This is a genomic window from Luteibacter sahnii (genome assembly GCF_034063545.1).
In the GTDB taxonomy this organism is placed as follows: domain Bacteria; phylum Pseudomonadota; class Gammaproteobacteria; order Xanthomonadales; family Rhodanobacteraceae; genus Luteibacter; species Luteibacter sahnii.
The window spans coordinates 107,635-129,127 of record NZ_JAQLOK010000008.1; the positions used below are offsets into that span (position 1 = coordinate 107,635).

At 68.5% G+C, this 21,493-nt stretch carries 19 protein-coding genes; 8 read left to right on the forward strand and 11 right to left on the reverse strand.

All coding sequences use genetic code 11. The annotated features are described in order from the left end of the window. Positions 1–14: 14 nt before the first annotated feature. Entirely contained in the window at positions 15–1,487 is a 1,473-nt protein-coding gene (gene zwf / locus PI246_RS16520; RefSeq protein WP_320552420.1) for a glucose-6-phosphate dehydrogenase, read from the reverse strand. Between the two features lie 250 nt (positions 1,488–1,737). Between zwf and PI246_RS16525 the strand changes: the two genes are divergently transcribed. After that, positions 1,738–2,484 (forward strand): glucose 1-dehydrogenase, encoded by a 747-nt coding sequence (locus tag PI246_RS16525; RefSeq protein ID WP_320552421.1) that lies wholly within the window; start codon positions 1,738–1,740, stop codon positions 2,482–2,484. A 38-nt stretch (positions 2,485–2,522) separates the two neighbouring features. On the opposite strand, the gene yjjX is transcribed toward PI246_RS16525, so the two are convergent. The 3 genes from yjjX to PI246_RS16540 form a co-directional block, all read right to left on the reverse strand. Further along, positions 2,523–3,080 carry an inosine/xanthosine triphosphatase gene (gene yjjX, locus PI246_RS16530; protein ID WP_320552422.1) on the reverse strand — a complete coding sequence of 186 codons (558 nt, stop codon included), beginning with the start codon at positions 3,078–3,080 and terminating at the stop codon, positions 2,523–2,525. Between the two features lie 63 nt (positions 3,081–3,143). Next, on the reverse strand, positions 3,144–4,784 hold the full coding sequence (gene pgm, locus PI246_RS16535; RefSeq protein WP_320552423.1) for a phosphoglucomutase (alpha-D-glucose-1,6-bisphosphate-dependent): 1,641 nt from the start codon (positions 4,782–4,784) through the stop codon (positions 3,144–3,146). A gap of 138 nt (positions 4,785–4,922) precedes the next feature. Beyond that, on the reverse strand, positions 4,923–5,597 hold the full coding sequence (locus PI246_RS16540) for a response regulator transcription factor (protein WP_320552424.1): 675 nt from the start codon (positions 5,595–5,597) through the stop codon (positions 4,923–4,925). A 93-nt stretch (positions 5,598–5,690) separates the two neighbouring features. Between PI246_RS16540 and PI246_RS16545 the strand changes: the two genes are divergently transcribed. Both PI246_RS16545 and PI246_RS16550 read left to right on the forward strand, forming a co-directional pair. After that, positions 5,691–6,524, forward strand: coding sequence for a hypothetical protein (locus PI246_RS16545; protein ID WP_320552425.1), 834 nt, complete (start codon positions 5,691–5,693; stop codon positions 6,522–6,524). 9 nt (positions 6,525–6,533) lie between these two features. Beyond that, a complete protein-coding gene (locus PI246_RS16550; protein WP_320552426.1) occupies positions 6,534–7,364 on the forward strand; it encodes an NAD-dependent protein deacetylase in 831 nt (276 codons plus the stop codon). A gap of 9 nt (positions 7,365–7,373) precedes the next feature. On the opposite strand, the gene tadA is transcribed toward PI246_RS16550, so the two are convergent. The 3 genes from tadA to PI246_RS16565 are packed head-to-tail and all read right to left on the reverse strand — an operon-like array spanning position 7,374 to position 9,648. Next, complete coding sequence (tadA, locus tag PI246_RS16555; protein WP_320552427.1) at positions 7,374–7,838, reverse strand: tRNA adenosine(34) deaminase TadA; 465 nt, start codon at positions 7,836–7,838, stop codon at positions 7,374–7,376. Beyond that, positions 7,838–8,440, reverse strand: a complete 603-nt coding sequence (locus PI246_RS16560; protein ID WP_320552428.1) for a DNA-3-methyladenine glycosylase I — start codon at positions 8,438–8,440, stop codon at positions 7,838–7,840. The genes tadA and PI246_RS16560 overlap by 1 nt, the downstream gene beginning before the upstream one ends. Positions 8,441–8,490: 50 nt before the next feature. Then, positions 8,491–9,648 carry an NADH:flavin oxidoreductase/NADH oxidase gene (locus PI246_RS16565; protein ID WP_320552429.1) on the reverse strand — a complete coding sequence of 386 codons (1,158 nt, stop codon included), beginning with the start codon at positions 9,646–9,648 and terminating at the stop codon, positions 8,491–8,493. Positions 9,649–9,838: 190 nt separating this feature from the next. Between PI246_RS16565 and mgrA the strand changes: the two genes are divergently transcribed. Continuing rightward, positions 9,839–10,879 carry an L-glyceraldehyde 3-phosphate reductase gene (gene mgrA, locus PI246_RS16570; RefSeq protein ID WP_320552430.1) on the forward strand — a complete coding sequence of 347 codons (1,041 nt, stop codon included), beginning with the start codon at positions 9,839–9,841 and terminating at the stop codon, positions 10,877–10,879. A gap of 49 nt (positions 10,880–10,928) precedes the next feature. On the opposite strand, the gene yghU is transcribed toward mgrA, so the two are convergent. Then, the gene (gene yghU / locus PI246_RS16575; protein ID WP_320552431.1) at positions 10,929–11,777 is read right to left on the reverse strand and encodes a glutathione-dependent disulfide-bond oxidoreductase; all 849 of its coding nucleotides are present in this window, start codon (positions 11,775–11,777) and stop codon (positions 10,929–10,931) included. A 107-nt stretch (positions 11,778–11,884) separates the two neighbouring features. Between yghU and PI246_RS16580 the strand changes: the two genes are divergently transcribed. After that, positions 11,885–12,880: an MBL fold metallo-hydrolase gene (locus PI246_RS16580; RefSeq protein WP_320552432.1), complete on the forward strand. Its 996-nt coding sequence runs from the start codon at positions 11,885–11,887 to the stop codon at positions 12,878–12,880. Here PI246_RS16580 and PI246_RS16585 read toward each other — a convergent pair. Together PI246_RS16585 and PI246_RS16590 are read right to left on the reverse strand one after the other, a co-directional pair. Beyond that, positions 12,877–14,073, reverse strand: coding sequence for a sensor histidine kinase (locus PI246_RS16585; protein ID WP_320552433.1), 1,197 nt, complete (start codon positions 14,071–14,073; stop codon positions 12,877–12,879). The genes PI246_RS16580 and PI246_RS16585 overlap by 4 nt on opposite strands. Next, positions 14,070–14,756, reverse strand: a complete 687-nt coding sequence (locus tag PI246_RS16590) for a response regulator (RefSeq protein WP_320552434.1) — start codon at positions 14,754–14,756, stop codon at positions 14,070–14,072. Before PI246_RS16590 ends, PI246_RS16585 begins: the two co-directional genes overlap by 4 nt. A gap of 93 nt (positions 14,757–14,849) precedes the next feature. Here PI246_RS16590 and PI246_RS16595 point away from each other — a divergent pair, with 93 nt between their 5' ends. The 3 genes from PI246_RS16595 (at position 14,850) to PI246_RS16605 (ending at position 20,539) form a co-directional block, all read left to right on the forward strand. After that, the gene (locus PI246_RS16595; protein WP_320552435.1) at positions 14,850–16,334 is read left to right on the forward strand and encodes an efflux transporter outer membrane subunit; all 1,485 of its coding nucleotides are present in this window, start codon (positions 14,850–14,852) and stop codon (positions 16,332–16,334) included. Between the two features lie 76 nt (positions 16,335–16,410). Then, complete coding sequence (locus tag PI246_RS16600) at positions 16,411–17,490, forward strand: efflux RND transporter periplasmic adaptor subunit (protein ID WP_320552436.1); 1,080 nt, start codon at positions 16,411–16,413, stop codon at positions 17,488–17,490. Position 17,491: 1 nt separating this feature from the next. Then, positions 17,492–20,539 carry an efflux RND transporter permease subunit gene (locus PI246_RS16605; RefSeq protein ID WP_320552437.1) on the forward strand — a complete coding sequence of 1,016 codons (3,048 nt, stop codon included), beginning with the start codon at positions 17,492–17,494 and terminating at the stop codon, positions 20,537–20,539. A 45-nt stretch (positions 20,540–20,584) separates the two neighbouring features. On the opposite strand, the gene PI246_RS16610 is transcribed toward PI246_RS16605, so the two are convergent. After that, entirely contained in the window at positions 20,585–21,478 is an 894-nt protein-coding gene (locus PI246_RS16610) for an SDR family oxidoreductase (RefSeq protein ID WP_320552438.1), read from the reverse strand. Between the last annotated feature and the right edge of the window lie 15 nt (positions 21,479–21,493).

Below are 21,493 nucleotides of genomic sequence, written 5' to 3' on the forward strand. Positions count from 1 at the left end.
CGCCCACCCTGCCGTTACGCCGCGGCGTCCTCGGCCCAGGCATGCCCTTCCCGCTGGAGCATATGCCGGGCGGAGGCCGGGCCCCAGGTGCCCGCTTCATAGGCGTCGGGGCCGCCCTCATCACGCTGCCACGCCTCCAGGATCGGCGTGACCCAGGCCCAGGCGGCCTCGGTTTCGTCCTTGCGCACGAACAGCGCCGGATTGCCCTTCACCGCGTCGAGCAGCAGCCCCTCGTAGGCATCCTGGAAGCCACCGGCGGCACCCGGGTCCAAGCGCGACGACGCATCGGCCTCCTCAAGCGCGAACCCATTGCCCGGGTGCTTAACGAACAGCGGGAGGGTGACGCTCGCGTCCGGCTGCACCCGGATCACCAGGCGGCTGCCGGTATGCCCGTCCCCGAACAGGCCGGGCTCCGTAGCGCGGAACTGGACCACGATCTCGGTCAGCTTGCGCGGCAGGCGCTTGCCCGAGCGGAGGTAGAACGGCACGCCGCGCCAGCGCGCGTTGTCGATCTCGGCGCGCAGGGCGACGAAGGTTTCGGTGCGGCTGGGCGCCTCGCCGTCGAGTTCATCGTTGTACGCGGGCACCGCCTTCCCGCCGCTGGTGCCCTCGACGTACTGGCCGCGCACCACGCTGGCGCCCAGGTCGTCGCGGTCAAGCGGCTTGAGCGATGCCAGCACCCGCACCTTCTCGTCACGCAGGGCATCCGCGTCGAGCGAGACCGGCCGCTCCATCGCTACCACGGTGAGCACCTGCAGCAGGTGGTTCTGGATCATGTCGCGCAACGCGCCCGACCCGTCGTAATAACCGCCACGGCCCTCCAGACCGACCGTCTCGGCCGCGGTCACCTGCACGTAATCCACCGATTGGCGATCCCACATGCGCTCCAGCATCGGGTTGGCGAAACGCAACGCAATGATGTTCTGCACGGCTTCCTTGCCCAGGTAATGATCGATGCGGAAGATGCTGTTCTCGGGAAAATAGCGGCCGACGTCCTCGTTGACGCGACGCGCGGTATCCAGGTCGGTACCGATCGGCTTCTCCAGCACGATGCGCGACGTCTCGGTGCGCAGCCCCTTCGCGTCGAGGTTTCGCGCAATGTCACCGTAGAGCGCCGGGGCGGTGGCGAGGTAGAACACCCGCACGCGGTCGTCGCGGTCGAGCAGCGAACGCAGCCCGTCCCAATGGGCGTTTGCGTCGGCGCCGTTGAGGCTCACGTAACGCAGCATCGCAAGGAAACGGTCGACCACGGACGAATCGGCATCGTTCACGTGCTCACCCAGCGCCTGGCGCGCACGCTCGCGCCAGGCCTTGTCGTCGAGCGGGGAACGGGCCGTGCCCACGATCCGCGCGTCGTCCGGGACCTGCCCGGCGGCAAAGCGGCGATAGAGCGCCGGCAACAGCTTGCGCATGGTGAGGTCGCCGGTGGCGCCAAAAATCACGTAGTCGAAGGTGTCGACCCGTTCGGAAGCAGCGATGTGGCTCATGCAGGGGGTTCCAGCGATCGGAAGAACCACGGCGGGCGCCGCGGCATCGTCCATGGATGAGGGGCATGCGCTCGCTTTCAAGCACCTCGCGGGCGCTTCAATCGTGAGCGATGGTCAAAGATGTTTTGAACCACGGGCTATGACTCCCTGCGCCGGGCGTCCCCATCCCTTGGCACAGGCCGCTCGCGGTCTCCCCTTCCGCGGCCTGCGCCGCAAGCGGGTCCACATCCCAACAAACAGGAATCTCCTCATGAGCAAGCTGCAGAACAAGGTCGCCCTGGTGACCGGCGCGTCGAAGGGTATCGGCGCGGCGATCGCCCGTTCGCTCGCCGCCGCCGGCGCCTCGGTGGTGGTCAACTACGCCTCGAGCAAGGCCGGCGCCGACAAGGTGGTGGCCGAGATCGAAGCGGCCGGCGGCAAGGCCATCGCCGTGGGCGGCGATGTGTCGAAGAAAGCCGAGGCCCAGGCCCTGGTGGACGCCGCCATCAAGACGTTCGGCCGGCTCGACGTGCTGGTGAACAACTCCGGCGTCTATGAGTTCCGTCCGTTGGGCGACATCGACGACACGCACTACGAGCGCACCTTCGACGTCAACGTGCGCGGCCTGATCTACGTGAGCCAGGCCGCCGCCGCCCACCTCGGCGAAGGTGGCAGCATCGTCAACATCGGCTCGTCCGTGACGCGCCTTACGCCGGAGGCCAGCCTCGTCTACTCCGCCACGAAGGGCGCCGTCGACGCGATCACCGGCGTGCTATCCCGCGAACTCGGCCCGCGCGGCATCCGCGTCAATTCGGTGAACCCGGGCATGGTCGAGACCGAAGGCACCAACAGCGCCGGCTTCATCGGTTCGGACTTCCAGAACGCGCTCGTGGCGCAGACGCCGCTGGGCCGTATCGGCCAGCCGGACGACATCGCGTCGGTCGTCACCTTCCTGGCCTCCGACGATGCACGCTGGCTCACCGGCGAGCTGCTGTTCGTCGCTGGCGGCATGCGCTGACGGATCGCGGTGGCGGCCGCTCGCCGGCCGCCACCGCGTCAATCGTCGACGACGCCGTAAAGGGCCGGATGCAGGAAGGGCGCCATCGCGAGCACCAGGGCCTGCGTGTACGCGCTCTCGCGGGTGGCATGGCCGTTGGTCACCAGGCCAATGGCGCCGCCCTGCTGCTTGATGTTGACGGTGCCGAAGAGACGGTCCATGACCGTCCCCAGTTCGTCACCGTCGAGCAGCGCTTCGTAGACCACGGGCGGCAGCGGCAGCCAGGCGCTGCATCCGACCGACACCCGGTCACCGTGGGCGATGGCGACGTACCCGAAGGTGCCCGGACCGTCGACAGTCACGTCGACGCCTCCCTCGAGCGCCACGTAAAAGTCGGCTTCTCCGGATTGACGGCAGACGTTCAACCGGTTCAGGGCGCCCTCGCGAGTCTGCGCGGAGGTCATCGGCTGGTCAGGCACGCCGGATGGTGCGGACACGCCCTCGCAGGCCACGTCACGCCCAGGAAAAAGCGGTGTGAGGGCATTCCGCACGGCGGCGATCTTGACCGGATTGCGCGAGCCGACCAGCACGCGCAAGGGAGGGGAGGAAGACGACATGGGGATGACTCGTCGAACGGATGCCCGCCATGATAGCGGGCACACGAACACCGGCGGCGGAAATCAGGCCAGCGAGGCGTCCACCATCTGCTGGGCTTCCTTGAGCACCAGCTCAAGATGCGCCTGGCCGCGGAAGCTCTCGCCGTACACCTTGTAGATGTCTTCGGTGCCGGACGGTCGCGCCGCGAACCATGCCTGCGCCGACATCACCTTGATGCCACCGATGGGCTGGCCATCGGCCTGGTTGATCACGCCGACGACGGGATCGCCGGCCAGCGTGCGCGAGGTCACCTGGGCCGGATCGAGCCGGGACAGTTTCTGTTTCTGCGCGTGGCTGGCCGGTGCGTCGATGCGCGCATTGGCCGGGTCGCCGAGTTTGCCGGTGATCTCGCGGTAGATCTCGCCCGGATCGCGGCCGATGCGCGCGGTCATTTCTCCCGCGAGCAACGCGGCGACGATGCCGTCCTTGTCGGTCGACCACGGCGACCCGTCCTTCGCCAGGAACGACGCGCCGGCGCTTTCCTCGCATCCGAAGCCGAGGCTGCCGTCGAAGAGGCCCGAGACGAAATACTTGAATCCCACAGGCACTTCCCGCAGCGGACGGCCCAGGTGCGCGGCGACGCGATCAATCAGGCCGGTGCTCACCGCGGTCTTGCCCACGGCAGCGTCAGGACGCCAGCCCGGACGGTTCTGGAAGAGGTACCACGCCGCGGTCGCCAGGTAATGGTTGGCCGGCAGCAGGCCCATGCTCGGCGCCACCACGCCATGACGGTCATGGTCGGTGTCGCAGGCGAAGGCCACGTCGAAGCGATCCTTCAGCCCGATCAGGCGCTGCATCGCGTAGGCCGAGGACGGATCCATGCGGACCTTGCCGTCCCAGTCCAGTGACATGAAGGCGAAGGTCTTGTCCACCGTCTCGCTGACCACGGTCAGGTGCAGGCCATACCGTTCGCCGATGGCGCTCCAGTAGTGCACGCCCGCGCCGCCGAGGGGATCCACGCCCATGCGCACACCGTTGGCGCGAACGATCTCCAGGTCGAGCGCATCGCCCAGGTCGCCGACGTAGCGCTGGAGAAAATCGAACGCGTGCGTGGTAGAGGCCTTCATCGCCTGCGCGAATGGCATGCGCCGCACCTCGCGCAACCCGCCTTCGATGAGTTCGTTGGCGCGCCGGGCGATCCACGAAGTGGCATCGGTATCGGCGGGGCCGCCATGCGGCGGGTTGTACTTGATGCCACCGCTGTCGGGTGGGTTGTGGGACGGCGTGATGACGATGCCATCGGCCTGTCCGGTCTCGAGCCCGCGGTTATGCGCCAGGATGGCGTGGGAGACCGCCGGGGTCGGCGTGTATTCCCCGTCGGTGGAGACGAAGGTCTCCACGCCGTTGGCGGCGAGCACTTCCAGCGTGCTCTCGAACGCGGGCTGCGAGAGCGCGTGGGTGTCGATGCCCACGTAGACCGGGCCGGTCACACCGACCTGCCGACGGTAGTCGCAGATGGCCTGGACCACGGCCAGCACGTGCCACTCGTTGAACGAGCGCTCGAAGGACGAGCCACGGTGCCCCGAGGTGCCGAAGACCACCCGTTGTTCGGGCACGGACGGATCGGGGCGCAGGTCGACGTAGGCCGCCGTCAGGGCGCCCAGATCCACGAGCTTGCCGTCCGTCGCCGGCTTGCCCGCCAGCGGGCTGGTATGCGTACTCACCGAAGCGATCTCCTCGAACGCGCCCCATGGCGCATAGCGGACGCATTGTAGGTCGCTTACCTGACTGCGACGTCAACCTGGCGTGCAAGACCGACGCGTATTTGAGATTTCTTCCATGTCCCGCGACGCCTGCGGCGGCTATCGTGGTGAGCCGGAGTCGGATGGCTTCGGCAACTGGAGGTAGTCGACGTACTCGTACACCTCGGTGTCCGTGCCCAGCCCGAGCTTGCGCATCGCGTTGGTCTTCTGCTGGCTCACCGTCGACAGTCCCCGGCCGGTCGCCCGGGCGATCTCGGAAACATTTTGCCCGGCCGCGAACAACTGCAGCACTTCCAACTCCCGTGGCGACAACGCCGTCAGCGTGCCCCAGCTCCCGTCCCGGGCGCTCACGCGGGACGGCCGCCTGAGCAGCTCACGCACCGACGAACCGAGGTAGACGCTTTGCGACATCATCGATACGAACGCCTCCGGAATCTCCCGGGCGTCGCCGGTCTTGCCCACCAGCGCCATGACGCCCGTGGCGAGCATCTCGCGATAAAGCGCGGGGTTGACCACCGTCGTGATCACCATCGTCGGCAAGGCGGGATGGCGACGCTTCACCTCCGCCAGCAAACGCAGGCCGTCGTCCTCGTGCCCAGGCATGCTGAAGTCGGTCACGAGCGCGTCGCAGGCGGTCTCCCCCAGCAACGAAAGCAGCGCGTTCGGCGACTGCGCTTCTCCCACCACCTCGGCGACCCGGTCCTTGGTCAACGCCAGGGTGAGCCCCTTGAGCACCACCGGGTGGTCGTCAGCCAGGATGACGCGATAAGCCATGAGTAATCCCTTCTCCAGAACCGATCCATTCCACGCCGCGTCGCTCGCCGGCTTACCACGCGGGGCGACGAGTTGAACATACGCGAACCGATCATGTCACTGCTTTCCCGGCTGGAGGCGTCGTTGACCGCCGGCATGCGCGCTTATGGGCGGCACCGGGCGCGGATCCACCGCGCGACGTCGCTTCCCGACCTGCTACGCCGTGTCGGACGCCGATTCACGCCGCTCGCCCGCCGCATGGATGTCATTCTCACGCTCGACGTCGATCCCGCGCTGGCGATCGACCTTCGCGGTCCGTTCGGCGCCTTCGGCGCCGTGCTCGAGCGGCTGATCGCCCATGCGATGCAGGTGACGACGGCGAAACGGGTGAGCCTCAGCGTCGACGTGGTCGGCGACGACGCGCGCAGCCAGCTGGTGCATTTCACCGTCACGGTCTTCGGCGACGCGACGCCCGCCGACGCATCCACCTTCGGCGAGGCCATCGCCCTGCTCGAAGCGCTCGGCGGCGCGTTCTACAACGAGAGCGACGAGCGCCACCGGCGTCACCTGATCGCCGAACTGGCGTTCAGCCTGCCGCCCCGCGGCGTCGACGTCGACGTGACCGCCCTGCGAACGACGCTCGGCGGCGACGCGTCGCTCCAGAAGCTGGTCGACGCTCTCGAAGATGCCCTCGTCCGTGACATCCGTTCGCTCGACGCCTTGCTGGCCGAGGGCGGCGTCGCCGATCTGCAGACCTGGCTGCATCGCGTGGCCGGCGTGCTGGGCATGGCCGAGGCCACCGACCTGGCGCGGGTCGGGCTCACCCTCGAGGCCGATCTCGACCACGGTCGCAGCGAATGGATCGACAATGCCATCCGGCGTTTCGGCCACGACGCGGGCCGCGTGCTCGACACCCTTCGCGCGCACGTCGGCACCCATCGGATATAGTCACCCCCCGTGAGCCAGCCCGCCGCCGCCCCCGCCGATCCGACGCTACGCACCTACATCGAGGCGCATCCGCGGCTGTTCGTGATCACCGGTGCGGGCATCAGCACCGACTCGGGCATTCCCGACTACCGTGACGGCAACGGCGCGTGGAAACGCCGCCCACCCATGACGCTGCAGGCGTTCATGAGCGGGCCCCCGGCACGGGCCCGCTACTGGGCCCGCGGCATGATCGGCTGGCGGCACTTCGCCAGCGTGTCGCCCAACGTCGCCCATCGCGCGCTCGCCGCCCTGGAGCGCGCCGGCCGCGTCGAGTTGTTGCTTACCCAGAATGTCGACGGCCTGCACGAGAAAGCCGGCAGCCTCAACGTGGTCGACCTGCATGGACGGCTCGATCGGGTTCGCTGCATGCAATGCGGGGACATCACCTCACGCGACGCCATGCAGACCCGGCTCGAAGCGGCCAACCCCGACTGGCTCGCACTCAACGCGACGGTCGCACCCGACGGCGACGCCGACCTCGACCACGTCGATTTCTCGACCTACCGGATACCTGAGTGCACCATCTGCGGCGGTATCCTCAAGCCCGACGTGGTCTTTTTCGGCGAAAACGTACCGAGGGCGCGCGTGGATACCGCGTGGTCCCACCTCGAACGCGCCGACGGCGTGCTCGTCGTCGGTTCGTCGCTGATGGTGTATTCCGGGTATCGCTTCGTGCTCGAAGCCTCTCGGCGCGGCCTGCCCATCGCCTCGATCAACCGCGGCGTCACGCGCGCGGATGCCCTGATCGACCTCAAGATCGACGAAGGCGTGGCCCAGGCGCTCGCCCCTTACGCGGTGTAATGCGGGCGGTCAGCGCCGCGCGCGAAAAAACCGGCGCAGCATGTCGCCCGCCTCATCCGCGCGAAGCCCGCCTACGACCTCCACGCGGTGATTGTGCAACGGCGATACCAGGGTATCGAACACACTGCCGGCGGCGCCCGTCTTCGGATCGGTGGCGCCATAGACCACGCGGCCCACGCGGGCATGGATCATCGCCATGGCGCACATCGTGCACGGCTCCAGGGTGACATACAGGGTGGCGCCCGGAAAACGGTAATTGGACACCGCCTGCCCCGCCGCGCGCAGGGCCTGGATCTCCGCGTGCGCGGTGGGATCGTTGAGGCCGATGTTGCGATTCCAGCCTTCGCCGACGATGCGCCCGTCCATCACCAGCACCGCGCCCACCGGCACCTCGCCCTCGGCGTCCCGCGCATGTTCGGCCAGGGCCAGCGCGCGTGCCATGAAGGCGTGATCGACCTCGGAGAATCCGTCCATCAATGGCGCCCGCTGTATCGGAAGCACGAGCGCAGGTGGTCGTCCACGATGCCCACGGCCTGCATCCAGGCGTAGACGATCGTCGGTCCGACAAACTTAAAGCCACGTTGTTTCATGTCGCGCGAGATCGTGGCCGACAGGGGTGTCTGCGCGGGCACGTCACGGCCGTTGCCGCGCAAGGTCTTTCCCTCGGTGAATGACCAGCAGTAACGGTCGAAATCCTCGCCCGCATCGGCCATCGCCTGGTAGATGCGTGCTCCCTGGATCGTGGCTTCGATCTTGGCGCGCGACCGGACGATGCCGGGATTGTCGAGCAGGCGGAGGATGTCCTTCTCGCCGAAGCGCGCCACGCGCGCCGGGTCGAACCCATCGAACGCCTCGCGAAAGGCGTCGCGCTTGCGCAGGATCGTGATCCAGGACAGGCCGGCCTGGAAGCCCTCGAGCATCAGCTGCTCCCAGAGCATCCGCGCGTCATGCAGGGGCACGCCCCATTCGACATCGTGGTAATGCGCATAGAGCGGGTCGCTGCCCGCCCAGGCGCAACGCGCTAGTTCGCGATCCACGGGGGCGGCCCGCGAGGCGGGCGGAGCCGGTGCAGGCATGGCGGTCTCCAGGAAGGGCCGCCAGTTTACCGTCCGGCTCCGCCGAAGTCTCAGACGTAGCGACCGTCGTCCGTGCGCGTCCAGTGCGGCGACGCGCTGGCGCCGTCGTTGGTGAACAGGTCACGCAGGCCGGACGGCTGGCAACGCAGGTATTGCTTGGGCGCAAGCACCGAGGCCCCAAGCGTGGCGGCGGCATGCCACGGCCACCGCGGGTCGTAGAGGATGCCCCGGGCCAGCGCGATCATGTCCGCGTCGCCGTTGGCGACGATCGCCTCGGCGTGGTGGGGGTCGGTAATCAGGCCCACGGCCACCACCGGCATCGACACCGCGGCCTTGATCGCACGCGCGAAAGGCACCTGGTAGCCAGGCGCCACGGTGATTTTTTGCTTTTCGTGCAGCCCCGCGGACGACACGTGGATGGCGTCGCAACCTCGCGCTTCCAGCGCCCTGGCGAAGGCGATGGTCTGTTCGGTGTCCCAGCCGCCATCGACCCAGTCCTCGGCGGACACCCGCACCGTCACGGGCTTGTCGGCCGGGAACGCCGCACGAACGGCGTCGAAGACTTCCAGGGGGAAACGCATGCGGTTGTCGAGCGAACCGCCGTAGTCGTCGGTACGCTGGTTCGACAGCGGCGAGAGGAACTGGTGCAACAGGTAGCCGTGGGCAGCGTGGATCTGTACGAAGTCCAGGCCCAGGCGCGCCGAGCGCCGTGCCGCGTCGGCGAAGGCATCACGGATGCGATCCATGCCCTGGCGGTCGAGCGCCGTCGGCGGATGTTCGCCCTCGGCATAGGGCAGCGCGGACGGCGCCACCGTCTGCCACCCATGCGGCGCATCGGGCGCGATCTGCTTGCCGCCGACCCACGGCACGTTCGTCGAGGCCTTGCGTCCGGCATGGGCGAGCTGGATGCCGATCGGCATGGTCGACCATCCCCGCACCGCGTCGAGCGTCCGCCGCATGGCCGCTTCGGTGTCGTCGTCCCACAGGCCCACGTCGGCGTGAGTGATGCGCCCCTCCGGCAGCACGGCGCTGGCTTCGATGGTCAGCAACGCCGCACCCGAGAGAGCGAGCTGGCCCAGGTGGATCGTGTGCCAGTCGGTCATCCGGCCGTTTTCCGCCGAGTACTGGCACATCGGGGCGATCGCGATGCGATTGGCCAGTTCGAGATGGCGGGCCTTGAGAGGGGTAAAGAGCACCGGCTGGGGCATGGAACGGCTCCGAAAAGGGAATCCGATGACTATGGGATCATCCCCGCCCGACACAAGCCTTCGTGAACCCGATCGGGTGTCACGTTCACTAATGGCATGCCGCCGTTGCGCCAGAGTCCACCGCTGCCGTAGGCAAGCCGCGCATCGGCTGGTTAGGCTTCCGGCTTTTCCTCGGCAACGGAGCGGACCCATGACCTATCTCGCCCACCCCGATCGCTACGACGGGCGCATGCCTTACCGCCGCGTGGGTCGTAGCGGCCTCGTGCTGCCGGCCATTTCACTGGGCCTGTGGCAGAACTTCGGCGGCGTCGACCGCTTCGAGACCGGCCGCGCCATCCTCCGCCGCGCGTTCGACCGGGGCGTGACGCACTTCGACCTCGCCAACAACTACGGACCGCCGTTCGGTTCGGCCGAAGACCATTTCGGTCGCTGGATGGCGCAGGACTTCCGCCCGCATCGCGACGAACTGGTGATTTCGACCAAGGCGGGTTGGGACATGTGGCCGGGCCCCTACGGTGGGCCAACGGGTACGCGCAAGCATCTGATCGCCAGTTGTGAACAGAGCCTGCGCCGCATGGGCCTGGACTACGTCGACATCTTTTATTCGCACCGTGTCGATCCGGACACCCCGCTGGACGAAACGATGGGCGCGTTGATCCACCTGCACCGCCAGGGCAAGGCGCTCTACGTGGGCATTTCGTCGTATTCGCCCGAACTCACCCGGGAGGCGGCGCGCATTCTGGCCAGCGAAAACGTGCCGCTGTTCATCCACCAGCCCAACTACTCGATGCTCAACCGCGACATCGAACGCGGCCTGCTCGACGTACTGGGCGAGTTGGGCACCGGCTGCATCGCGTTCTCCCCGCTCGCGCAGGGCATGCTCACGTCCAAGTACCTCGACGGCGTGCCCGCCGATGCCCGTGCGGGACGCGAGGGCTCGTTGACCTCGGCCATGCTCACCGAGCAGAACCTCACCCACATCCGCGCCCTCAACGACATCGCCCACCGCCGCGGCCAGACCCTCGCGCAGATGGCCATCGCCTGGACCCTGCGCGACCCGCGCGTCACCTCCTCGCTGATCGGCGCGCGCACCGTGGAACAGCTCGACGACTCGCTGGACGCGGTCCGCCACCTGGATTTCAGTGCGGAGGAACTCGCCCAGATCGACCGCCACGCGCGCGACGGCGGCGTGGATATCTGGGAGGTATCGTCGAGCATCGGGCGCTCGTAACCGCCACGACCGCGGGCGCGGGCATCGGCCGTGCCCGCGGCCTGCTACCTCAGACGAGCCCGTCGAAGTCGGTGGCGTCGTGGCGCTCGGGCAGCGCCGGCTCGCCCGTGGTACGGTTCACCAGTCGCCCGCGCTGCACGGCCGGCCGCGAACCCACGTCCTCGACCCAGCGCGACAGGTGCGTGTAGTCGTGCACCGAGAGAAAGCGCGCGGCGTCGCCGTAGATCCAACCCTTCACCAGCGCGCCGTACCACGGCCAGATCGCCATGTCGGCGATGGTGTAGTCGTCGCCGGCGATGTAGCGGCTCACGGCCAGGCGCTTGTCCAGCACGTCGAGCTGCCGTTTGGTTTCCATCGCAAACCGGTCGATGGCGTATTCGATCTTCGTCGGCGCGTAAGCGTAGAAGTGACCGAATCCGCCCCCCAGGTAGGGGCCCGAACCCACCTGCCAGAACAGCCATGCAAGGCATTCGGCACGCGCCGCGGCGGACGTCGGCAGGAACGCTCCAAACGTCTCCGCGAGATAAACGAGGATCGCCCCGGACTCGAAAATCCGCACCGGCTCGGTGCCGCTGCGATCGACCAGCGCGGGGATCTTCGAATTGGGATTCACCTCGACGAAACCGCTGCCGAACTGGTCGCCTTCGTTGATGCGGATCAACCAGGCGTCGTACTCCGCACCGGCATGGCCCGCGGCCAGCAGCTCCTCGAGCATCACCGTCACTTTCACGCCGTTGGGCGTGCCTTGCGAATACAGCTGCAGGGGGTGACGCCCCACGGGCAGATCCTTCTCGTGCGTGGCACCGGACACGGGGCGGTTGATGTTGGCGAAACGGCCGCCGTTGGCCTTGTGCCAGGTCCACACGTCCGGCGGCACGTATGAGGATGCGTCGTTCATGGAAACCTCTCGCTTCACGGAAAGAGGCCGATCCTAGCAAACGCGTCGTCGCTGTCGCATCACGCGGCAGCCGCATAGACTGCACCCTTGCCCACCCCAGGTTCCCCATGCCTCCGCAAACCCCTGCCCACCACCGCGACGGTCGCTTCCACAACGCCGTGCCACGTCCGCCCACGAGTCTGTGGAAGGGTCTGAAGCTGATGTTTTCGGTGATGTTCGCCAAACCGCCGGGCACGACGCCGGGAAACGTCCTTCCCGTCAGGCCGCTGACCCGGGCCGACCTGGAGGCCGCGCCCGACCGCAGCCTCTACCGCCTGGGCCATTCGACCGTGCTGCTGAAACTCCGCGGCCGCTACTGGCTGACCGACCCGGTGTTTTCGCAGCGCGCCTCGCCCGTCCAGTGGATGGGCCCCGCGCGCTTCCATGCGCCGCCCATGGCCATCGACGACCTGCCCACCATCGCTGGCGTCATCCTCTCGCACAACCACTACGACCACCTCGATCGGGCCGCCGTGCTGCAACTCAACAGTAAGGTCGAGCGATTCATCGCACCGCTCGGCGTCGGCGACCAGCTCGTGGCCTGGGGCATCCCTGCGCACAAAGTAGTCCAGCGCGACTGGTGGCAATCCATCGACGTCGAGGGACTGCACCTCACGGCGACACCAGCGCAGCATTTCTCCGGCCGCGGACTCGGCGACAGCGATCGCACCCTGTGGGTCTCCTGGGTGATCCGCGACGACGACGTCCGCGTGTTCTTCAGCGGCGACTCGGGCTACTTCGACGGCTTCAAGGCCATCGGCGACGCCTTCGGCCCGTTCGACGTCACCCTCATGGAAACCGGCGCCTACGATGCGCGCTGGGCGCACGTTCACATGCAGCCGGAGCAGACCCTTCAGGCGCATCTCGACCTGCGGGGCCGCTGGCTGATGCCGATCCACAACGGTACCTTCGACCTCGCGATGCACCCGTGGCAAGAACCCTTCGAACGGATCGTGGCGCTCGCCGGCCAGCACGGCGTGCCGATCGCCACGCCGTGCATGGGCGAGCGCCTCGACCTCACATCGCCCCACCCGGGCGATCCCTGGTGGCGCGCCGTGGATTAGTCCGCGTGGCGCGGCAGCGACGCGGTGATCCGTAGGCCGCCGCCCTCGCGGTTCGCCGCGCGCAGCACGCCGCCGTGGGCTTCCACGATGACGCTGGCGATGGACAGGCCCAGGCCGCTGCCGCCGGAGTGCCGGCCACGCGAATGCTCGGCCCGCCAGAACCGGTCGAAGATGCGGGACAGCGCCTCGTCTGGCACGCCGGGGCCGCGGTCTTCCACGGCGAGCGCGTAGCCGTCTTCGCCCTCGCGGGTCAACCGAAGGGACAACACGCCTCCCGATGCCGCGTAACGGATGGCGTTCTCGATGAGAATCGAAACGACCTGCCCGATGCGATCGCGGTCGCCGTGGCAGGGCGCGGGTGCATCCAGCGCGGTGCTGCAGGCCACGCCGGCATCGCGCAGGGCCAGCGCCGACCAGTGCACGCGTTCGTCGACCAGCGCCGCGAGGTCGAAGTCGTCGATGCTCAGGCGCAACTCGCCGGCGCGGGCGACCGACAGGAAGTGGATATCCGAGATAAGCCGGTTCAGTTGTACCAGCTGGCGCAGGATCATCGACAGTTGCGCGGGTTCGGGCTCGAACACGCCATCGAGGATGCCCTGCACGCGTCCCATCGCCGCGTTGAGCGGCGTGCGCAGCTCGTGCGCGAGGATCGCGCTGGAATCCATCACCTCGCGCTCGTAACGGGAGAGCTTTTCGCACATCGCGTTGAAGTCTTCCGCCAGGTGGCGAAGCTCCAGCGGCGCACCGGCGGTGACGGAGGCGCGCGCGGAAAAATCGCCGCCGGCCACCCGCCGACCGGCCGCCGCCACGTTGGAAAACTGTCGCGACAACGGACGCGACGCGACCACGCCCAGCACGCCGACCACCGGAATCGACACCAGCACCAGCCCGTAGAACACAAGCCAGTCGTCGCCGAGCAGCCCGGGCATGAAGTCCGCCACCTCGTAGTAGCGTTCGAGATAGGGCCAGATGCGCGCCTTGTTCGTCTCGGGCGACGTCATCAGGCGCGTCACGTCGGCACGCGCATCGGGAGGCATGCGCCGCTCCATCGCCTGGGTGGCCAGCGCCAGGCGCAGCCACATGCAGAACGCGATCACGAGCATCGTGCCCACGGCCAGCAGGCTCATGCGCACGGCCACCCACCGCCACAGCGGATCACTGCGCCCGTCGGGCTTCGACGGCGCCGGCGTCATTGGTAACGGTAGCCGACCGAGCGCACGGTCACCAGCACGCCGCGCACGCCCAACGCCTCGAGCTTGCGCCGCAGGTTATGCACGTGGGTGTCTACGACCCGTTCCAGCGCATCGCTGTCGGGCAGGCAGGCCTCCAGCAGTTCGGCGCGCGTGAACGCCTTGAACGGCGTGCGGATGAGCATCGCGAGGATGCTGAACTCGGTCGGCGTGAGGTCGAGCACCCGCGTGCCCTGCTGCGCATGCCGCACCGTGGCCTGGACCGACTCGGTGTCGACGCTGACCGGCCCTTGCGTGAGCACGGCGGTCGCGGTCGCCGGGTGCACCGCGCGCCGGAGCACGGCGTGCACGCGCGCCATCACTTCTTTCGGGCTATACGGCTTGACGATGTAATCGTCGGCGCCGTAGCGCAAGGCGCCGATCTTGTCGGGCTCGTCGCCCACGGCGGTCAGCATGATCACCGGTGTCTGGCTGGTGCGGCGGATGGTAGAGAGCACATCGGTGCCGCTGACGTGCGGCAGCATGACATCGAGCAGCACGATGTCGGGCTTCCACTGGGCATGGACGTCGATGCCGCGTTGACCGTCGGGCGCGATGTGCACCTCGAAGCCCTCCTTGTGCAGGTAGGCCTGGAGGATGCTCGCGCTGTCCGCATCGTCTTCGACGACGAGCACGCGTCGGGCCATCTCGAACTCCTTGATCAAATCTTAAAGAAAGGCCAATAGCGCCTTGAGATACACCGGCGACGATGCGCGCAGCTTAACAGTCGAGAGTCGGCGATGCGCCACGTCTATCGCGAAGATGCAGTCCTCTGGCCCCATTCGGCCCTGCTCGTAGTCATGCTCGCCCTGGTCGCGCTGCTGCCGGGCTGTTCGCTAGCGCCAACCTATGAACGACCGGTGGTGACGGTGCCCGCCACGCTCGGAGAGCCCCGCGCCGCCACGCGAAGCGAGGCCTCCCCACCGGCGGCGATCTCGGCCGACGAGCGGCGTTTCCTCGTCGCCTTCGCGCCCGGCGACGAGGCCCTGCATCTGGTCGCGTCGGCATTGGCGACCCATCCCGACCTTCGCGCCGCCGCGGCGCAGCTCGCGGAGGCACGGGCCGAGGTGACGGCACAGCGATCGGGCCTGTTTCCGCAACTGGATGCACGCGCGCAGCGTGACAAGGCCCGGTTGGACGACCCACGCGCCGCCGCGATCCTGGATCGCGACTTCACCTCCGCCACGCTCGACTTTCGCTTCGAACCGGACGTCTTCGGCCGAGTGAGCCGCCTTTCCGAGGCTGCCGCGCATGACTACATGGCAAGCGCGGCGGCCCAGGCCGAAGCACGAGCTGCGCTGATCGCGGACGTGCTGGCCGCGTACGTCGACGAACGCGCGTCAGCCGAGGTGTCCGAGCGGCTGGGCCACGCCGCCGAGGCGGCCGATGCGCTTGCCGCGCAGGCGCGCACGCAGGAAGCCGTCGGCACGATCTCGGCGGATCAGGCCCAGGAACACGTGGACCAGGCCGCACGGGCCCACATCGCCTCGACCGACGCCCGGCGGCAACACGCGGACGCCCTGCGCCGCCTGCGCTCGCTGGCCGGGTACGACCTCCCCGACCCGGCCGCCAACATCGCCGCGATCGGCGTCAACGGCATTCCCGATGGCGACCTGCGCTCGCTGCCCTCCGACGTGCTCCTCCAGCGACCGGACGTCATGCGCGCGGAAGAGCGGCTCCGGGCGGCCAACGCGCGCATCGGCGCCGCCCGCGCCGCATTCTTTCCCTCGATCCAGCTGTCGTCGTCCGCGGGACACGTCTCGACCGACCTGGCACACCTCTTCGGCGCGGCCACTGGTGGCTGGACCTTCCTGCCCCAGGTCACCCTGCCGCTCTTCGACGGCGGCGCGCGACAGGCCGACCTGGATCTCGCGAAGGCCCGCAAGAACGCAGCCGTCGCCGCGTACGAATCCACCGTGAGGGACGCGTTTCGCGACGTCGCCGATGCCCTCGGGGGGCGGGACGCCGCCATCCTCCGCACGACCCGCCTGGCGCCGGTCTGCCGGGCCAACGGCGAGCGCTTGCGCAAGGCGCTGGCACGACAGCAGCGCGGGCTCGAAGACGCCTCCACGCTGCTCGCCCGTACGATCGATGCCGCCCAGGTGCAGGTCGACTGCCTTTCGGCGCAACGCGCGCAGGCCCTGAACCGCATCGCCGTCTTTCGCGCCTTCTACGGCGTGACGCTGCCGGCCGCCGACGGCGTCGCGCATGCGCCCTCGGACTGACACACGCCCACGCCCTTCCATCGCGCGCCTCGTTTCGACGCCGCGCCCGCCGGCTTTATCTCATGGAGCGCCTCTCATGATCCGTGTTTCCTTCGCGCTGGCGTCGCTGCTGACGCTGCTCAGTGGCTGCGACAGGCATCCTGCCGATGCCCGGATGCCACGTACGGTGTTGCTCAGCGATGCCGCCGTCGCCCCGGGCGCCGCTACGTCCTTCACCGGCGAAGTGCGCCAGGCCCAGCGCGCACGCCTGAGCTTCGACATGCCGGGACGGCTGGCCACCGTCACGGTGCAACCGGGTGACACCGTCGCCGCGGGACAGGTGCTGGCGACGCTGGACCCCGAACCAGGCCGGCTTCGCCTGGCCCAGGTCCAGGCCGAAGCCAGCGCGGCGGATGCGGAGGCCGCCGACCGGGCCGAGCAGTTACGCCAGCAACAGGCGCTGTTCGACGACGGCGTCGCCTCGCAGAGCACCCTCGCATCGACACGCGCCGCCGAGAAAGCCGCGCGCGGCAAGGCAAACGCCGCGCGGGCCGCCGTCGCGCTGGCGGCCCGGGACGCGCGCCACGCCGCCATCGTGGCGCCGTTCGCGGGGCGCGTCGCGTCGCGCGCGGAAGAGCCGGGCCAGGATCTCGCCGCCGGGCAGACCGTGCTGACGCTCGACGGCGCGGGACAGGCGGAGATCGTCGCCTTCGTGCCCCGTGCCATGCGCGCCACGCTGCACGTGGAAGACGAAGCGACCGCCATCGCCTCCGACGGCACCTCGACGACCGTTCGCGTGTACCGCATCGGCGACCACGCCGACCGCGGCAGCACCGTGGAAACCCTCTTTCGTCCGGTTGGCGTGCCGTTCGGACTGATCCCCGGCCAGTTCGTGCAGGTGCGGCTCGCAGGCGCGGCCGCGGACTCGCTGTCGATACCGCTGACCGCGTGGATTCCGGGCGACCGTCCCGGCCAGGACAGCGTGTTCGTGTTCGACGACGCGAACGGCCAGATACATCGCCGACGCATCCGCGTGGCCGGGCACCTTGGCGACCGCGTGCTGGTCGCGGCCGGCCTGGCCCGCGGCGAACGCGTGGTGAGTGGCGGCACGGCCTTCCTGAGCGACGGCCAGGCGGTGCGAGCCTTCGATGGCGCCAGCCAGGTGGAGGGCCATTGAGATGCACCTGACCCGATCGGCGCTCGACGGCAGCCGCCTGACTTTTTTCATCGCCGCGCTCATCCTGCTGGCCGGCACGTGGACATTCCTGCACTTTCCATCGCAGGAAGAACCGTCGGTGACCGTGCGCGATGCGGTCGTCTCCATCCGCCTCCCCGGCATCTCGACCAGCGAGGCGGAAGACATCCTCGCCAAGCCGGCCGAAGAGCGGCTGCGCGAACTGGACGGCATCAAGACCATCGCCACGACGGTACGTCCTGGCGCGGCCGTGATCCAGCTCACCGCATACGACCGGATCACCGACCTGGACGGCCTGTGGCAGAAGGTGCGCTCCCGCCTGGCGGACGTGGCGCAAGGCTACCCGCAAGGCACCATCGGGCCCTTCCTCGACGACGACTTCGGTCGCGTGTCGGTCGCCTCGATCGCCGTGACCGCGCCAGGGTTCAGCCTCGCGCAGATGCGTGAACCGCTCAAACGCTTCCGTGCCGACCTTTACGCGCAGAAGGGCGTCTCGCGGGTCGCGCTGTATGGCATGCAGGACACCCAGCTCTACCTGCAGTTCGACCGCAACACGCTCGCCTCGCTCGGCCTCACGCCCGGCGCCATCGCGCAGCAACTGGCCGCCCGCAACGCCATCGCCTCGGCCGGGCAGCCATCGGTGTCGGGCCTGGGATTGTCGGTGAGCGTCGATGGACGCCTCCGCAACGCGGATGACCTGCGCGCCTTCCACCTCGCGCTGCCGGGTGGAGGCCAGGGGCATGACGTGCCCCTGGGCGACGTCGCCACCGTCCAGGCGATGCCCGTCGATCCGCCGCAAGGCGCCGCGGTCTACCAGGGACAACCGGCGGTGGTGGTCTCCGTCTCGATGGCGGACGGCCTGGACATCGCCGCGTTCGGCGCCGAACTCAAGCGCACCATCGCGACGGCGACGCAACGGCTGCCCGCCGGATTCCAGACGCACGTCACCACGTTCCAGGCCGACGTCGTCGCCCGCGAGATGGGCAAGATGCATCACGTCATGGGCGAGACCATCGTCATCGTGATGGCGGTGGTGATGCTGTTCCTGGGTTGGCGCATGGGGCTCATCGTCGGCGCCATCGTGCCGCTGACCATCCTCAGCTCGCTCATCGTCATGCGCGCGTTCGACGTGGAGCTGCAGATGGTGTCGATGGCGGCGATCATCCTCGCGCTCGGCCTGCTGGTGGACAACGGCATCGTGATCGCCGAAGACATCGAGCGACGCCTCAAGGCGGGCGAAGCGCGCCGCCAGGCCTGTATCGACGCCGGACGCACGCTGGCCGCGCCGCTGCTCGTCTCCACCCTTGTCATCATCCTCGCGTTCTCGCCGTTCTTCCTGGGGCAGACTAGCACCAACGAATACCTGCGTTCGCTGGCCGTCGTACTCGCCGTGACCCTGCTCGGTTCGTGGCTGCTCGGCCTGACCGTGACGCCGCTGCTGTGCTTCCATTTCGCCCGGGTGCACGCAGACACCACGGATGAAACCGCCCACGACTCGCGCCTCTACCGGGCCTATCGGCGCGTTATCGCCTGGGTGCTGGGGCACAAGGCGATGTTCGTGGGCACGATGCTGGCGCTGCTCGGTGCCGCGAGCTGGACGCTGTCGCACCTGCCGTATGACTTCCTGCCCGCGTCGGATCGCCTGCAATTCCAGGTGCCGCTGACCTTCCAGCCAGGCATCGATGCGCGGCGGACGCTGGCATCGGTGCAAACCATCAGCCGCTGGCTGGCAGACCGCACGATCAACCCGGACATCGAGGACAGCGTCGGCTACGTCGCAGACGGCGGTCCGCGCATCGTGCTGGGTCTCGATCCCCCGTTGCCGGGCGCCAACATCGGCTACTTCACCGTGTCGGTGACGCCGGATGCCGATCTGGATACCGTCATCGCGCGGACGGACCGCTACCTGTCGGAGCGCTTCCCCGACCTCCACGCGGAGCCGAAGCGCTTCTCCCTCGGTGCGACGGAAGCGGGCGTGGCCGTCTATCGCGTGAACGGCCCTGACGAAGCGACCCTGCGCGCGATCGGTGCGCAGGTGGAGCATGCCTTGCGCACCCTGCCCGGCACGATCGACGCCACGGACAGTTGGGGGCCGCGGGTGCCGCGCTATCGCGTGCACCTGGATACCGTCGCGATGCAGGCGCGGGGCATCGCGCGCGACGACGTGCTCCATGCGCTCCAGCGGCGCTACAGCGGCGAAGCCGTGGCGTCCGTCGACGATGGCGGCACCGCGGTGCCGATCGTGGTGCGTGGCAGCGACGACGAACGGAAAGGCGACACCGGGCCCGGCGACACGGTGATCTATCCGTCGGCGGATGCCAGCCAGGCCGTGCCGCTGGATGCGATCGCCCGCACGACACTCGATGCGGAGCCGGGCGTGATACAGCGGCGCAACCTCGATCGTTCGATCACGCTCAGGGCACGCAACGCCACGCTCACCGCGCAGCAGATGGCCGACCGCCTCGCCCCGGCGATGGCCCGCATCCACCTGCCGCCGGGCTATACGATCACGGTGGGCGGCGAACTGGAAGACTCGGCGGAAGCCAACGCGGTGCTGCTCACTTACATGCCCCTGGCGATCGCGGGCATGCTGCTGCTCTTCGTCTGGCAGTTCAACTCGTTCCGCAAGGTGTTCATCATCGTCGCGAGCATTCCCTTCATCGTGATCGGCGCGACGCTGGCCCTCGTGGTGAGCGGCTACCCATTCGGCTTCATGGCCACGTTCGGGTTGCTCGCGCTGGCGGGGATCATCGTCAACAACGCGGTGTTGCTGCTGGAGCGCATCGAGGCGGAACTCGCGGAGGGGCGGAGCCACCACGAGGCGGTGGTGGAAGCGGCGGTGAAACGGTTACGCCCCATCGTGATGACCAAGCTCACCTGCATCGTGGGGCTGATCCCCCTGATGCTGTTCGCGGGGCCGCTGTGGACGGGCATGGCGATCACCCTCATCGGCGGCCTGCTGCTCGGTACCCTGGTGACGCTCGGGCTGATCCCGCTGCTCTACGACCTGCTGTTCAACGATGCAGCGTGACGCGTCCTCCCGACGCCCCGCCGTGGGCCCATGCAACCCACGCCGTCACACCGCGGTGACATCCATCCGCGCCAGGTCCGAAAGCAGCGAGGGCCCCGTCGGCACCCACCCTGTCCGTTCCCGTGTCAGCGCACTCGACGCCGGCATGTCCAACCCCACGAACATCCCCAACCACCCGAAGTGTGCCTGCGCCTCCTCGCCCGACAGCGACACCACCGGCAAGCCCAGCCCCGCCCCCAGCACACGGGCGATATCGCGTACCTCGACCCCCTCTTCGGCCACCGCGTGATACCGCGCGCCCGGCACGCCTTTCTCCACCGCGAGCCGATATAGCCGGGCCACGTCCCGCACCGGCCCGGCCGGCCAGCGGTTGCGGCCTTCGCCGAGATACGCCACGCGCCCGACCTGCTTGCAGAGCGCCACGAACGGCGTGATCAGACCCTGCTTCACCGGGTCGTGCACCTGCGGCAACCGAAGCACCGACACGTTCACGCCTGCCTCCAACAGTGCCTGCCCTGCCAGTTCGGACAGCTTCCGCGGATTGGGGTGCTCGGGATTGAACACATCCTCCGTCGCCGGCTGCCCGTGCGCCGCCTGCCCCAGACCGGTGCCCGAGGTGATGACGAACGGGCGGTCCGAGCCTTTGAGCACCTCGCCCAGGGCTTCGATCACGCGCCGGTCCTTGTCGCAGTTCGCCACGAAATGATCGAAGTCATGATCGAAGGCGGTGTGGATCACCGCGTCGGCCCCCTCAGCCCCCGCCTGGATCGATGGCAGGTCTTCCAGGGTGGCCCGATGCGCGTCGGCACCGGCCGCGCGAAGCGACGCCACGCCGGCATCGGACCGGGTCATGCCGATCACCTGGTGACCCGCCGCCAGAAGGTCGGGGACGATGCGCGAGCCGATGAAACCCGTCGCGCCGGTAAGAAAGATACGCATGGCAAACGCTCGTCA